Origin of the sequence: Streptomyces sp. NPDC018000 (assembly GCF_044328025.1) — a bacterium.
Taxonomy (GTDB): Bacteria; Actinomycetota; Actinomycetes; order Streptomycetales; family Streptomycetaceae; genus Streptomyces.
Genome location: NZ_JBIRGM010000007.1, coordinates 138,436 through 152,924, shown reverse-complemented (window position 1 = coordinate 152,924; position 14,489 = coordinate 138,436). Strand labels below are relative to the sequence as shown.

13 protein-coding genes and 1 riboswitch are annotated in these 14,489 nt (G+C 69.1%); of the genes, 5 read left to right on the top strand and 8 right to left on the bottom strand.

Going from position 1 to position 14,489, the window contains the following annotated elements:
* Nucleotides 1–121: 121 nt before the first annotated feature.
* Nucleotides 122–811, top strand: coding sequence for a response regulator transcription factor (locus ACH4EW_RS18475; protein WP_398258054.1), 690 nt, complete (start codon nt 122–124; stop codon nt 809–811).
* Nucleotides 808–2,172: an ATP-binding protein gene (locus tag ACH4EW_RS18470; RefSeq protein ID WP_398258052.1), complete on the top strand. Its 1,365-nt coding sequence runs from the start codon at nt 808–810 to the stop codon at nt 2,170–2,172. Before ACH4EW_RS18475 ends, ACH4EW_RS18470 begins: the two co-directional genes overlap by 4 nt.
* On the opposite strand, the gene ACH4EW_RS18465 is transcribed toward ACH4EW_RS18470, so the two are convergent.
* Genes ACH4EW_RS18465 through ACH4EW_RS18455 form a run of 3 tightly spaced genes read right to left on the bottom strand, consistent with a single transcriptional unit; the run spans nt 2,153 to nt 3,520 of the window.
* Nucleotides 2,153–2,998, bottom strand: a complete 846-nt coding sequence (locus ACH4EW_RS18465; RefSeq protein WP_398258050.1) for a hypothetical protein — start codon at nt 2,996–2,998, stop codon at nt 2,153–2,155. The two genes, ACH4EW_RS18470 and ACH4EW_RS18465, sit on opposite strands and share 20 nt — an antisense overlap.
* Nucleotides 2,999–3,045: 47 nt before the next feature.
* The gene (locus tag ACH4EW_RS18460; RefSeq protein WP_398258048.1) at nt 3,046–3,282 is read right to left on the bottom strand and encodes a hypothetical protein; all 237 of its coding nucleotides are present in this window, start codon (nt 3,280–3,282) and stop codon (nt 3,046–3,048) included.
* Nucleotides 3,272–3,520 carry a hypothetical protein gene (locus ACH4EW_RS18455; RefSeq protein WP_398258046.1) on the bottom strand — a complete coding sequence of 83 codons (249 nt, stop codon included), beginning with the start codon at nt 3,518–3,520 and terminating at the stop codon, nt 3,272–3,274. Before ACH4EW_RS18455 ends, ACH4EW_RS18460 begins: the two co-directional genes overlap by 11 nt.
* Nucleotides 3,521–3,787: 267 nt before the next feature.
* Here ACH4EW_RS18455 and ACH4EW_RS18450 point away from each other — a divergent pair, with 267 nt between their 5' ends.
* Entirely contained in the window at nt 3,788–5,407 is a 1,620-nt protein-coding gene (locus ACH4EW_RS18450) for an adenosine deaminase (protein WP_398258044.1), read from the top strand.
* 626 nt (nt 5,408–6,033) lie between these two features.
* Here the strand turns inward: ACH4EW_RS18450 and ACH4EW_RS18445 are convergent.
* From ACH4EW_RS18445 to thrC, 5 genes are all read right to left on the bottom strand, one after another.
* Nucleotides 6,034–7,089, bottom strand: a complete 1,056-nt coding sequence (locus ACH4EW_RS18445) for a hypothetical protein (RefSeq protein WP_398258042.1) — start codon at nt 7,087–7,089, stop codon at nt 6,034–6,036.
* Nucleotides 7,090–7,481: 392 nt separating this feature from the next.
* The gene (gene groL / locus ACH4EW_RS18440; RefSeq protein WP_072487928.1) at nt 7,482–9,104 is read right to left on the bottom strand and encodes a chaperonin GroEL; all 1,623 of its coding nucleotides are present in this window, start codon (nt 9,102–9,104) and stop codon (nt 7,482–7,484) included.
* A gap of 316 nt (nt 9,105–9,420) precedes the next feature.
* Nucleotides 9,421–9,627 (bottom strand): cold-shock protein, encoded by a 207-nt coding sequence (locus tag ACH4EW_RS18435; protein WP_003967346.1) that lies wholly within the window; start codon nt 9,625–9,627, stop codon nt 9,421–9,423.
* Between the two features lie 423 nt (nt 9,628–10,050).
* Complete coding sequence (locus tag ACH4EW_RS18430; protein WP_398258039.1) at nt 10,051–10,329, bottom strand: MoaD/ThiS family protein; 279 nt, start codon at nt 10,327–10,329, stop codon at nt 10,051–10,053.
* A 30-nt stretch (nt 10,330–10,359) separates the two neighbouring features.
* A complete protein-coding gene (gene thrC / locus ACH4EW_RS18425) occupies nt 10,360–11,661 on the bottom strand; it encodes a threonine synthase (RefSeq protein WP_398258037.1) in 1,302 nt (433 codons plus the stop codon).
* Nucleotides 11,662–11,679: 18 nt separating this feature from the next.
* Nucleotides 11,680–11,845: riboswitch (SAM riboswitch) on the bottom strand.
* A 153-nt stretch (nt 11,846–11,998) separates the two neighbouring features.
* Here thrC and ACH4EW_RS18420 point away from each other — a divergent pair.
* Both ACH4EW_RS18420 and ACH4EW_RS18415 read left to right on the top strand, forming a co-directional pair.
* Nucleotides 11,999–12,949, top strand: coding sequence for a glucosyl-3-phosphoglycerate synthase (locus ACH4EW_RS18420; protein WP_398258228.1), 951 nt, complete (start codon nt 11,999–12,001; stop codon nt 12,947–12,949).
* A 54-nt stretch (nt 12,950–13,003) separates the two neighbouring features.
* Nucleotides 13,004–14,398, top strand: a complete 1,395-nt coding sequence (locus tag ACH4EW_RS18415) for a trehalose-6-phosphate synthase (protein ID WP_398258035.1) — start codon at nt 13,004–13,006, stop codon at nt 14,396–14,398.
* Nucleotides 14,399–14,489 lie beyond the last annotated feature (91 nt).

Genomic DNA, 14,489 nt, shown 5'->3' with positions numbered 1-14,489 from the left:
CGTGGCCCGGCCACGGGTTGCTCCAGGCTGCTTGTCGCGCACCGGGGCGGCGCCCTAGCCGGGGTGCCACCCTTCGTCCTTCTCACCGCAGAACCGATCCGGCCCGCGCAATACTGGCCGGGTGACCGCTGCACGCATTCTTGTCGTCGAGGACGACCACGGCCTGCGCGATGTCCTGGCCCGCGGCCTGCGCGACGAGGACTTCGACGTCGTGACCGCCGTCGACGGCGCGACCGCCCTGAAGACCATCGACGAGTCGGTGCACGCGGTCGTGCTCGACGTGGGGCTGCCGGACTCGGACGGACGCGATGTGTGCCAGGCGATGCGCGGTGCGGGGTTCGGCGTCCCGGTGATCTTCCTGACCGCGCACGGCAACCTCACCGACCGGCTCTCCGGTTTCGCCTCCGGCGGCGACGACTACCTGGTCAAACCGTTCCACCTCAGCGAGCTGGCGGCCCGCGTCCGGGCGGTCCTGCACCGTGTCGGCCACCACGACAACGCCCTGGCCGACAGTGCGGGCGCGCTACGGCTGAACCCGGTGAAGCACGAGCTGACCGTGCACGGCCACCCCGTGGCGCTGACCCCGACGGAGTTCCGGCTGCTGGCCTGCCTGATGGCGGCCCCGGGCGCGGTGATGCGGCGCAGGGCACTGCTACGGGCCGGCTGGCCGGAGGGGGCGCGGGTCAGCGACAACACCCTGGACCAGTACCTGACCCGACTGCGTCGCAAACTGCGCGAGGCGGACAGCCCGCAGAGCATCAGCACGGTCCGAGGCGTGGGCTACCGCTTCGAAACCCCCCGCACGGCATGAACAGGAGCACCCTGCGTGGCCGCCTCGCCCTCATGGCCCTGGCCACCAGTGCCCTCTGGATCGGCGTCCTGACCGTCGTCTTCAACGTCGCCCTCAGCCAGCGGCTCCACGGGCAGGCCGACGACGTCCTGCGCACCCGCGCCGAGGCCGTGGCGGCCACGGTGGACGTACGCCCGGACGGCGGTCTCGTCGTACGCGAACCGGCCGAGGACCAGGCCCTGGACGCCGGGGTCTGGATCTACCAGGGCGACAAGGTGGTCGAGAAGCCCGCCAACGCCCCGGCAGATCTTCAGGCACAAGCGGCCGGCCTCGCCGGGCGGCGCGAGACGTTCACGGAGACCGAAGGTCCCGGGGCATGGCGGCTGTACGCCTTCCCCATCGACACCCCGGCACGGCAGGGACACGTCTCCGCGCAGGCCGGCACCGTCGTCAGCTCCGTCAGCCTCGACCCGTACCGTTCCAGCGCCGACACCGCGCTGGTCGGTTCGATCGCGCTGGCCGTGCTGCTGCTGGCCACCATCTATCTGCTGACCCGCCTCGTCGTGCGCCGGGCCCTGCGCCCCGTCGCCGTGATGAGCGAACAGGCCACCCGGTGGAGCGCCGCGGGCGCCGCCGAACGGTTCGGCTCCGAGGACCGGCCCGCCGAACTCGCCGCGTTCGCCTCCAGCCTGGACGCCCTGCTGGACCGGCTCGCCTCGGTCCTGCGCCACGAGCAGCAGCAGGCCGCCGAGCTCTCCCACGAGCTGCGCACCCCGCTCGCCCGGATCACCGCGGAGACCGAGTGGCTGACCGGAAGACCGCGCAGCGTGGAGCAGCAGGAGACCTCCCTGGAGGCCATCGCGGGCGCCGCCGCGACCATGCGTCAGATCTGCGACTCGCTGCTCTCGGAGGTCCGGGCCCGCACCGCGCAGATCCCCGGCCGCTCCCGCTTCCCCGACATCGCGCACCGCCTGGCGCAACGCAACGCGGCCCTGTTCCCCGACGCCCCCGCGGTGACCGTCGAGGCATCGGGAAACGGGGCCGACGTGAGCATCGGCGTCTGTGAGGAGACCGCCGAGCGCATCCTGACACCGCTCCTGGACAACGCCGGCCGCTACGCCTCCCACTCGATCACGCTCACCTGCACGCCAGGGGCGGGCGAGGTCACGGTGTACGTCTGCGACGACGGTCCCGGTGTTCCCGAGGACTTCGTCGTCTCGCTCTTCGAACCCGGCCGCCGTGCCCGCCCCGAGGACGGACACGACGGCGCGGGTCTCGGTCTGGCCCTGGCCCGCCGACTGGCCAGGGCCGCGGGCGGCGACATCGCACTGGACGCCGCGGCGCCCGGCGCACGCTTCGTCGTCACCCTCCCTGCCGGCTGACCTCCGGTACGCCGGCCGTTTCGGCCGTGCCGGCCTCCGCCACATCGCGCCGGGTCCTGGTGAGGAACACGACGAGCGCGAGAATGATGACGAGGAACAGCAGACTGGTGCCGACCGTGCCCAGCCCCAGCCCGCCGTCCGCCGTCGGCTGCGACAGGTAGTCGCCCAACGAGGCGCCGAGCGGCCGGGTCAGGACGTACGCGATCCAGAACGACCACACCGCGTTGAAGTCCAGCGTGCGGTGCGCGAGGGCCACAGCCGCGATCAGCGCGGCGAACACCACCGCCGAGAGCCAGTACCCCAGGTTCAGCTTCTCCGCCACGAGGTCTCCCGCGGACGTACCCAGAGCGAACGTGAACAGGATCGCCAGCCAGTAGAACGCCTCACGTCGCGTCGTGCGGATCGAGTGGATCGACAGCGTCCGCTCACTCGCGTACCAGGCGACGAACGTGACGGCGAGCGCCACCGCGAACACCACGGTCGTGGTCTGGAGCGGAACGCCGAGGTTGTCGGTCAGGTTGTCGCTGATCAGCGTGCCGACCACACTGATCAGGACCACGGACAGCCAGTACAGACCGGGCACGTAGGCACGCGCCCGGAACTGGAAGAACAGGGTGACGACCAGCAGCGCGCTCATCAGGTACGAGGTGTTGGTCAGCCCCATGCCCAGATTGGCGTTGAGCAGATCGGCCGCGGTCTCACCCACGGTGGTGCACAGCACCTTGATCACCCAGAAGTAGATGGTCACTTCCGGGACCTTGTTGAGCATCTGGCGTTTTGGGGAGTACGTGCCGGGCGCACGGGACGTATACGTGTCGGTTGTCATGGAACGCACGCTGGCAGGTACGCCCTGAACTTTTCCTGACTGCGCGCTCAGCGCGGGAGCCGCCCCTCCCGGTTGATCTCCGTCACCCGCGCCCGCAGTGCCAGCCCCGGCGGTGCCGGCCGGACGAGCTCCGGAGGGCAGTCCCACTCCGCGCCACCACCCGGCGGGCGCAGTTGTACGTACGGTCCGACGCACCCCATCACGCGCCCCACGCGCCCGTCCCGGGTGTCCACCGCGAACGATCCGGGCTCGGGCACACACGGCTCAAGGCCCTCATCCGTCATGACCGGCCAGCCCCTGTGCCTCCAGCACCACACTCAGCCGCAGCGCCGTGTCGAGGTTGCACCGGCCGAGGTCGACCAGCGGCGTCGCCGGTTCGTTGCCCGCGCACGACACCGGGTCGATCCGCAGCGAGGGCAGCGTGATCCCGACCCCGGAGAACCCCTCCTTCAGCCGCGCCACAGCGTCCTCCGCCGCCCGCACCGTGCCCTCAGCCGTTTTGCGCCGTTCCGTCGTCGTCATGCCCCATCCCTTTCCCACGCTGAGTAATGACAATGCATACCCAGCGTGTCCAACGCGTCGCCGGCCCGGAAGAGGCGCCGAACCAACAACCGCACGTATGTCACAGGGAGTTGTCATGTCGGCGTCCAAGACGCCCGATCGAGGTCGTAAGAGGCGCGGGCGGAAAACCACTTGTTGTGACCGCTCGCGCACTCGATCGGGTGGACGTTTCCGGCCATAGACGCGGTTTAGGTGAGAAATGGACTCCCCGAGCGCAATCATTCGGCGGTGATCTCATCGAACCGGACGGTCCACCGTCCCAAGCCCCTGCTTCCGGCCGGGCTCGGCGCACTCGCCGTACTCGCCCTGCTCCCGGCGATCCCGGCCACGGCCGCATCCGCCTCCGCGCCCGTGAAGGACCCCTCGGCGCGGCCCGCCGCGTACGCGTCGCCCCGCGCGGTGACCCCGGCCGAGCGCAGGACCTCCGCGTACCTCGACTCGTTGCGGAACAGGCCCAACAGGCTGAAGGCCTTCTTCAAGGCGCTGCCCAAGGGGGGCGACCTCCACAACCACCTGTCGGGCGCGGCAAAGACCGAGTTCCTGATCAAGCTCGCGGGCGAGAAGGGGCTGTGCATCGACGCGACGATGACGGCTGTCGCACCGCCGTGCGGACCGGGCAGGAGGCCCGCCGTCGACGCACAGACCGACGCCGCGTTCCGGCAGCAGATCGTCCGGGCCTGGTCCATGCAGGACTTCCCGTCCAACCAGTCCGGGCACGACCACTTCTTCGACACCTTCGGCAAGTTCAGCCTGGCGACCTGGGACCGCGGCAAGCTGCTCGCCAACGTGGCCGACACCGTGGTGAAGCAGAACCAGTTCTATCTGGAGACCATGGTCACCCCCGCATCGGACAGCGCCAAGAAGCTGGCCGACGCCGTGGGCTACGACCCCGACTTCGCCGCCTTCCACCGCAAGCTCCTGGCCGGCGGGCGGCTCGACCGGGTCGTGGACGATGCGGTGCAGGAGGCCGACGACGCCAACGCCCAGTTCCGGGCAGCCGCGCACTGCGACACCGCTCGCCCCGAGCCGGGCTGCCGGCTTCCCGTCAGGTGGATCTCCCAGGTGTCCCGGGGCAGTTCCCCGGCGCGGGTGTTCACACAGATCGCGGTCGGCATGCGACTCGCGGAACGCGACCCGAGGTTCGTCGCGGTCAACCTCGTGCAGCCCGAGGACGGGGAGAGCGCGCTGGCCAACTACAGCCTCCAGATGCGGATGCTGAAGTACTTGCACGGCCAGTACCCGGGCGTCCACCTCACCCTGCACGCCGGTGAGCTTGCCCCCGGCCTGGTCAAGCCCGAGGACCTGACCTTCCACATCCGCGAGGCCGTGCTCGTCGCCGGGGCCGAACGCATCGGACACGGCGTCGACCTGATCCACGAGGACGACTGGCGGCAGCTCGCCCGGACGATGGCGCAGCGCAAGGTGGCGGTCGAGGTGCCGTTCTCCAGCAACAAGCAGATCCTCGGCATCGCGGGCGACGACCACCCGTTCAACGCGTACCGCCGCTACGGCGTCCCGGTGGTCCTGTCCACCGACGACCCGGGGGTCTCGCGGATCGACATCAGCCACGAGTTCCAGTACGCCGCCAAGACGTACGGCCTCCGCTACACCGAGCTGAAGGACCTGGCCCGCGCCTCGCTGGAGTACGCGTTCCGCAACGGCCGCAGCCTGTGGGCCACCGGCTCCGCCCCCTCCGGCTACCGCCTGGTCGCCGCCTGCCGCAGTGACCGGCCGGGCACCGACCACCCGAGCGCGCTCTGCGCCCGCTACCTCGCCGACAACCCGAAGGCGGCGACCGAGTGGCGCCAGGAGGCGGCCTTCGCCACCTTCGAGAGCCGTAACCGGTAACCGCGCACAGCACAGATGTCCGGGCCCGGGGCTCGAGCCCCGGGCCCGGACACAAATTCACAGGCCCCCGTCGCCCCTTCCCCGCTTCCCGCATCGCGCCCCGTCACGGGGCGAAATCTCCCGGAGCTCAAGCCGCGAAGTCCGAGCGCTCTTTCCAAGGAACGGGAGGTGGGCCACTTCCCACCCACCCTACCCACCCGGCGAGTTGACTTCCCGTGACCGGCTTGCCACGGATGGTGGCGACGGCGGCGCCACGGAGGCGGAGCTGCTCCACGCCCTCAGCGACGGCCTCCCCACCCCCGTCCACCACGCGGCAGCCCTCGTCCGCAGGCGGCTCATCGACAAGATGCCACCCGAACGAGTCGCTCCAGCACAACAGCGGACGGGGTTGCGCACCCTCGAATGCAGCGAGTGCCGCGCGCCGGGCAGCGCACAGGCCCTGATCGGCGGCCGGTGCGGGCCGTGCCGGGGCAACCCCGTCGCCACATCCACCGGACCGACCGGAGCCGTCCCGGCCACCGGCGTACACAGTCGCATGAACGAGGTCCGGGCGGCGATGACGAGGGCCCGGCGGCCACGTACTACCCGGCCGCCGGGCCCTCGCGCACAGGGCCGTCAGGAAGCGGTCACGTCCACCCCTGGGCCTTGTTGAACTGCGAGCGGTTGTCGCCGCCGACGAGCGAGACGTGCAGCAGGTTGGACGCGCCACGGCCGACGCGCGGGCTCGGGTACGTAGTGCCGATCACGCCGCCGAGGCTGACGAAACCGTCGAAGGCGATGCTGAGTTGGGTGTTCTGCACGGACACCCACAGCGCGTCTTCGTTGTAGCCGTGGACGACGACGTTGATGCGGTTGTCCTGCGCCAGGGCGGCATGCACGTTGCCCTTGGCCTGTCCGCCCATGTTCCGCGGCGCGTGCAGGCCGATGTACGTGGCGTCCTGGGCGACGAAGTAGACGTCGTGGTTGTTGTTGGACCGGTAGAAGAGGAAGACCCGGTCGGCGGCGTCACCGACGGCGGTGATGCCCGAGACGACGTTGGTGGCCCGCTCCTGCTCGGTGGTCCACACGCCGGAGTTGGCGTACTGCTGCTGGAGCACGTACAGGCTGCTCTGTTTGCCCTTGGCTCCGAGGACGATGCGGCCCGACCCGTCGAGGGCCACACCGAGGCCGCGGAGGTTGAGGTCTGCGCTGCCGCCGATCTTGACGGGTGTGGTGTAGTTGCCGGAGACGCCCGAGGTGTGGCGGACGTGGAAGACCTCGCCGTTCGCGTTGTTGTAGAAGATGTTGGTCCTGCCGTCCGCGGACAGGCAGGCGGCGGGATATCGGGCGCAGCCGTCGCCGATCTTGAAGGGGCGGCTGTACGCACTCCCGTTGATGACCGTCTGGTTGACTCCGTACAGACTGCCGTCGTCCGTGTAGTAATAGATGCGCACGCGGCCGTCGCCGCCGGTCACCGTGGCGGGGAACTCCTTGCCGCCCGAAGTGTTCTCGATCTTCGTCCAGGCGCCGATGCCGCCGCTGCGCAGCTCTTCCTTGAACCACAGCGAGCCGTCGTGCGTGAAATGCACCCAGCCGATGCGGCCGTCGGCGTGCCGGAACGGCACCGGCTCGCTGTAGAGCTGGCCGTTCAGGTTGGTGTATGAGTCGGCCCACTGGGTTCCGGGCGTGGTGGAGACAGGCATGAGTCACCTCTCGGTGTGTGCGGTGCGGGGGAAGGACGGCCTGAACAGGCCGTTCGTGCGGTGTGTGTACCGGAGTTGCTGCGAGCTGTCCGATACCTACTAACCCGCAAAAACGATGACTCACACCCCGTGTCGTATTCAATGCGACTCATAGGAAAAAAACGGCTTGAATTCGGGTTTGCCGACATCGGCCATCGACGGCAGGCACGGCGAACTGGCTCTGTTCCCGCCACAGTTGGCCGATTCTGCGTCGCCCGCCCGAGTGACCGCTTCCCCCGGCCCGCGGGCACCGTACGTGCGGCCCGGCGTCCGAGGAACGACATCGGCCCCCGGGGACGAATCCCTGGGGGCCGATGTGGCAAAGCTGTACAGGAACTACCGATCCGTCAGGATCAGAAGTCCATGTCACCGCCCGGCATGCCGCCCGGAGCGGCCGCGGCGGCCTTCTCCGGCTTGTCGGCGATGACGGCCTCGGTGGTGAGGAACAGCGCGGCGATGGACGCGGCGTTCTGCAGGGCGGAGCGCGTGACCTTGGCCGGGTCGAGGATGCCCTCGGCGATCATGTCGACGTACTCGCCGGTCGCGGCGTTCAGACCGTGGCCGACGGCCAGGTTGCGCACCTTCTCGACGACGACGCCGCCCTCAAGACCACCGTTGACGGCGATCTGCTTGAGCGGGGCCTCCAGGGCGAGCTTCACGGCGTTGGCGCCGGTCGCCTCGTCACCCGAGAGCTCCAGCTTCTCGAAGACGGCCGAGGCCTGGAGCAGAGCCACGCCACCACCGGCGACGATGCCCTCCTCGACGGCGGCCTTGGCGTTGCGCACCGCGTCCTCGATGCGGTGCTTGCGCTCCTTGAGCTCGACCTCGGTCGCGGCACCGGCCTTGATGACGGCCACGCCGCCGGCCAGCTTCGCGAGGCGCTCCTGGAGCTTCTCGCGGTCGTAGTCCGAGTCGGAGTTCTCGATCTCGGCACGGATCTGGTTGACGCGACCCTGAACCTGGTCGCTGTCACCGGCACCGTCGACGATCGTGGTCTCGTCCTTGGTGATGACGACCTTGCGGGCGCGGCCGAGCAGGTCGAGACCGGCGTTCTCCAGCTTGAGGCCGACCTCCTCGGAGATGACGGTGCCACCGGTGAGGATGGCGATGTCGCCGAGCATGGCCTTGCGGCGGTCACCGAAGCCCGGGGCCTTGACGGCAACGGACTTGAAGGTGCCACGGATCTTGTTGACGACCAGGGTCGACAGGGCCTCGCCCTCGACGTCCTCGGCGATGATCAGCAGCGGCTTGCCGGACTGCATGACCTTCTCCAGCAGCGGAAGGAGGTCCTTCACGTTGCTGACCTTGGAGTTCACGATCAGGATGTACGGGTCGTCGAGGGACGACTCCATGCGCTCCATGTCGGTGGCGAAGTACGCCGAGATGTAGCCCTTGTCGAAGCGCATACCCTCGGTGAGCTCCAGCTCCAGACCGAAGGTCTGGGACTCCTCGACGGTGATGACGCCTTCCTTGCCGACCTTGTCCATGGCCTCGGCGATGAGCTCGCCGATCTGGGTGTCGGCGGCGGAGATGGAGGCGGTCGAAGCGATCTGCTCCTTGGTCTCCACGTCCTTGGCCTGCTCCAGGAGGGCGGCGGAGACGGCCTCGACGGCCTTCTCGATGCCCCGCTTGAGGGCCATCGGGTTGGCACCCGCGGCGACGTTGCGAAGGCCCTCGCGGACGAGAGCCTGGGCGAGAACGGTGGCGGTGGTCGTACCGTCGCCGGCGACGTCGTCCGTCTTCTTGGCGACCTCCTTGACCAGCTCCGCACCGATCTTCTCGTACGGGTCCTCCAGCTCGATCTCCTTGGCGATGGAAACACCATCGTTGGTGATCGTGGGGGCGCCCCACTTCTTCTCAAGGACGACGTTGCGACCCTTGGGGCCAAGGGTGACCTTGACGGCGTCGGCGAGCTGGTTCATGCCGCGCTCGAGACCGCGCCGGGCCTCCTCGTCGAACGCGATGATCTTGGCCATGTGAAGTGGTCCTCCCGGACAGGGGTGGATTTCTCCGGACCGAGTGGCGCCCGCGACGGACGGCCTGCGTGACCGGTGGTTCCTTGCCCCACCGGACCTGCGGGCCTCACCGGCCCGGTCCAAGTTCTGTCACTCTCACCTGGAGAGTGCTAACGCCAATGATTAGCACTCGACCCCCCAGAGTGCAAGCGCCTTCGAAGAAGGCTCGCTGAGGGGTGGCGGCCGGGCGACCTGACTGCGGACGCGCGGAGGGCCCGTACCCCTGGGGTACGGGCCCTCCGTGCGTGAGTAGTGTCGTTGGCCGACCGCGTCGAGCTCAGCCGACGGCGAGCTTGACCATGTCCGCCTGCGGCCCCTTCTGGCCCTGCGAGATCTCGAATTCAACTCGCTGACCCTCTTCGAGGGTGCGGTACCCGTCCATCTGGATCGCGCTGTAGTGGACGAAAACATCCGCACCACCGTCGACCGCGATGAAGCCGTACCCCTTCTCCGCGTTGAACCACTTGACGGTGCCCTGAGCCATGCCTAACTCCCCTATTACTGGCCCTTGCGCAGGACCGCACTTCGCGGACCCGGGTCAGAACTCACCCTCCGACAGGAGAGGGTGCGTGCGCCGGAAGCGCGTCGACCGCGGCCGAATGTATCTGTCCAACTGCCCTCTGCAACAGGTCAATCGGACGAGAAATCTGGGCAGCACCGAACGCCCGAATATGAGGGATTCATGCGATTCCAGGGCAAGTCGGGCCGGGCAAAGGCGACTTTTGGCGCAAGGAGATCCACCACTTTGGCTGCTTCTTGTCGTGACCCGGCGCATTCTCATATGCGGGCGGCACGAGCAGCTGGGGGAACTTCCCACACTGTACCGCGCTCAACCATGCAGAATTGCCCCCTCCGCTTCTCTCGCGGAGGGGGCAATTCCGATAACGCCATGAGATCGGACGGACGGTCAGCAACCGCCCGCGACGGCCGGGATGATCGAGATTCCGGCGCCGTCCGGCGTCGCCGTCTCCAGGCCTCCCTCGAAGCGCACGTCGTCGTCGTTGACGTACACGTTCACGAAGCGGCGCAACTTGCCCTGGTCGTCCAGCACACGAGCGGCGATGCCCGGGTGGTTCCGCTCCAGGGACTCGATGACCTGGGAGAGGGTCGCGCCCTCGGCCGGGACCTCGGCCTGGCCGCCCGTGTAGGTGCGGAGGATGGTGGGGATGCGGACCTTGACGCTCATGGTGGGGTGCCCTTCTTCAGTCTCGGGTGGTCAGCTGGTGGCGAGGCCGGCGGCGCGGAAGGCGTCCAGGCTCGGGCGGATCGTCGCGGTCGCCTGCGAGGTGGCGGCCACCGCGTCCAGGGTCTTGAGGCCGTCACCCGTGTTGAGTACGACGGTGGTCAGCGTCGGGTCGAGCAGACCGGCCTCGATCAGCTTCTTCGTCACGCCGACCGTCACCCCGCCCGCCGTCTCCGCGAAGATGCCCTCGGTGCGCGCCAGCAGCTTGATCGCGTCGACGACCTGCTCGTCATCGACGTCCTCGACCGCGCCGCCGGTGCGGCGGGCGATGTCCAGGACGTACGGGCCGTCGGCCGGGTTGCCGATCGCCAGGGACTTGGCGATGGTGTTCGGCTTCTGTGGCCGTACGACGTCATGACCGGCCTTGAAGGCGGTGGAGACCGGGGAGCAGCCCTCGGCCTGGGCGCCGAAGATCTTGTACGGCCTGTCCTCGACGAGACCGAGCTCGATCAGCTCCCGAAGCCCCTTGTCGATCTTCGTGAGCTGCGAGCCGGACGCGACCGGGATGACGATCTGGTCGGGCAGCTGCCAGCCGAGCTGCTCGCAGATCTCGTACGCCAGGGTCTTGGAGCCCTCGCCGTAGTACGGACGCAGGTTGACGTTGACGAAGCCCCAGCCCTCGCCGAGCGGGTCACCGATGAGCTCCGAGCAGAAGCGGTTGACGTCGTCGTAGTTGCCCTCGATGCCGACCAGCTCACCGCCGTACACCGCGGCCATGACGACCTTGCCCTGCTCCAGGTCGTGCGGGATGAACACGCAGGAGCGGAAGCCGGCGCGGGCGGCGGCGGCGCCCACCGCACCGGCGAGGTTGCCGGTGGAGGAGCAGGAGAGGGTGGTGAAACCGAAGGCACGGGCGGCCTCGACGGCGATGGCGACGACACGGTCCTTGAAGGAGTGCGTCGGGTTGCCGGAGTCGTCCTTGACGTACAGGCCGCCGGTGACGCCCAGCTCGCGGGCGAGGTTGTCGGCCCTGACCAGCTTGGTGAAACCGGGGTTGAGGTTGGGCTTGTCCGCGACATCGGCGGGTACCGGCAGCAGCGGCGCGTAACGCCAGATGTTGTCGGGCCCGGCCTCGATGCGCTTCTTCAGCTCGTCGGGGGAGCCGCTCGGCAGGTCGTACGCCACTTCGAGCGGTCCGAAACAGGACGCACAGGCGAAAATGGGGCCGAGCTCGAAACGCTCGCCGCACTCGCGGCAGGAAAGCGCCGCGGCGGGACCGAGGTCGAGAGCTACGGCGGAAGAGTTGGTACTTGCTGCAACAGTCTGCACGGCCATGATGGCGGAGGCCCTTTCTCCTCATCTTCCTTGCGACGCGTTTCGCCACAAGACGGAATTGGCACCTTCCCCACCGTGGCCTCGCGGAATGGGGCCTCCCCTGCTCGAGCGAAGCCGAGAGCTGGGGGATGGGAGGGTTGCCGGGACTTCAACGGGCCGTTCCCTCAGTCCCTCTGGATGAGCGCTGTGGCACTGGATCGTCGATCCAGGCGTTTATCGGCGGACCGACCCCGGCATGCGACGGCCGTCCGCGTTGTTCAAGACTGTAACCGAAGCATCGGAGAGTTGAGATAGTCGTCCAAACCGCGAGATGGATCACATACAGGGAGTATCGACCGTGCTGGAAGAGGTCGAACGCTGGCTGGCCAGGCGTTCCTGGTCGGCAGCCGACCGCCCGCTGGACCGTCTCCTGGCCGCCAAGGCCAGGGACCCGCTCCGCGGCAGCGTGAGCGTCGTACTGCCTGCGCTGAACGAGGAGGCGACGGTCGGCCGGATCGTCGCGACGATCCGGCGCGAGCTGATGGAGAAGGTCCAGCTGGTCGACGAACTCGTGGTGATCGATTCCGGTTCCACGGACGACACCGCGAAGGTGGCCCGGGAGGCCGGCGCCCGGGTGGTGCACCGGGACGAGATACTCCCCCGGATACCCGCAGTGCCCGGCAAGGGCGAGGTCCTGTGGCGGTCGCTCCTGGTGACCGGCGGTGACATCGTCTGCTTCATCGACGCCGATCTGAAGGACTTCTCGGCGGGCTTCGTCTCCGGCATCGTCGGCCCGCTGCTGACCGAGCCGAACGTGCAGTTCGTGAAGGCGATGTACGACCGCCCCTTCGGTGAAACCGCAGTTCAGGGGGGTCGCGTCACCGAACTGGTGGCCCGTCCGCTGCTCAATCTGCACTGGCCGCGGCTGGCCGGTTTCGTCCAGCCGCTGGGCGGGGAGTACGCCGCACGCCGCTCCCTGCTCGAACAGCTTCCCTTCCCTGTCGGCTACGGAGTGGAACTGGGCCTCCTGGTCGATGCGCTGCACACGGTGGGTCTGGACGCGCTGGCCCAGGTCGACGTGGGGGTGCGCAAGCACCGCCACCAGGACGGGCAGGCGCTCGGACGGATGGCGGCGGCGATCTACCGGACCGCTCAGCTCCGCCTGTCCCGCGGTCACTTGGTACGGCCTTCGCTCATCCAGTTCGAGCGCGGCGCGGACGGCTTCGTACCGCGCACCCATGCGGTGGACACCGAGGAGCGGCCCCCGATGCGCGAGATCGAGGAGTACGTTTCCCGCCACGCGGCCTGACACGGCCTGACTTCGCACGTTTGGGCGGTTCGTGATCCGGCTAGATTCCGCAACATGGTCTCCGAGCACGAAGCCCAGTCCGCTGCCCAGGTCCTCGTTGCGTCCAACCGCGGCCCGGTGTCGTACACCCTCGCCACGGACGGATCGCTCGACGCGAAGCGGGGCGGCGGTGGGCTCGTCTCCGGACTGAGCGCCGTCAAGGACAAGCTGTGGGTGTGCGCCGCGCTCGGTGACGGGGACCGGGAGGCGGTCCGGCGCGGGGTCGGTGAGCAGGGCGTACGGATGCTCGACATCGACGCGGCCGTCCACACGGCCGCGTACAACGGCGTCGCGAATTCGGTGCTCTGGTTCGTCCACCACATGCTGTACCAGACACCGCTGGAGCCGGTCTTCGACGCGGAGTTCCGGCGGCAGTGGGCGTCGTTCGAGACGTACAACCGGGCCTTCGCCGAGGCGCTCGCCGAGGAGGCGGGCCGGGGTGCGGCGGTGCTGGTGCAGGACTACCACCTGGCGCTGGTGCCCGGCATGCTCCGGGAGCTCCGCCCCGACCTGCGGATCGGCCACTTCTCACACACCCCGTGGGCGCCCACCGACTACTTCCGCCTGCTCCCGGACGACATTGCCGAGCAGGTGCTGCGCGGCATCCTGGGCGCGGACCGGGCGGCCTTCCTGACGCGGCGCTGGGCGGACGCGTTCATCGGCTGCTGTACGGAGATCCTGGGCGGCACCGGCCGGACCGGGATCGGGGTGCACGGGCTCGGCGCGGACGCGGACTTCCTGCGCGGGCGCGCGCACGAGGCGGACGTGGATGAGCGGATGGCGGCGCTGCGGGAGCAGGTCGGCCCCGGGCGGAGGACGATCGTACGAGTGGACCGAACGGAACTGTCCAAGAACATCGTGCGCGGGCTGTTCGCCTACCGCGCGCTCCTCGAGGAGCGGCCCGAGTGGCGTGAGCGCGTCGTCCATGTCGCCTTCGCCTACCCCTCGCGCCAGGACCTGGCGGTGTACCGCGAGTACACGGCCGAGGTGCGGCGGGTCGCCGACGAGATCAACGCCGTGTACGGCACGGCGGGCTGGACACCGGTCGTGCTCCACGTGAGGGACGACTTCGCCCGCTCGCTCGCCGCGTACCGGCTGGCCGACGTGGCGCTCGTCAACCCGATCCGCGACGGCATGAACCTGGTCGCCAAGGAGGTCCCGGTCGTCTCCGACCATGGCTGCGCGCTGGTGCTGTCGCGGGAGGCGGGGGCGTACGAGGAGCTGGGCAGCGATGCGATCGTGGTGAATCCGTACGACGTGTCCGCGACGGCGGCGGCGCTGCACGAGGCTTTGACGATGGCAGACGACGAACGGGCCGCCCGCACGAAGCGGCTGGCCGCCGCGGCGGTGGCGCTGCCGCCGCAGCAGTGGTTCCTGGACCAGCTGGACGCGCTGCGGCAGGAGGCCTGAGAAGGAACCGGCCCGGAGGCCGAGAACACGGCGTCGCCGTCGGCCACGCCCCCTGTACCACGGGGCAACTCGCCGGACTCCTCTCGGTCGC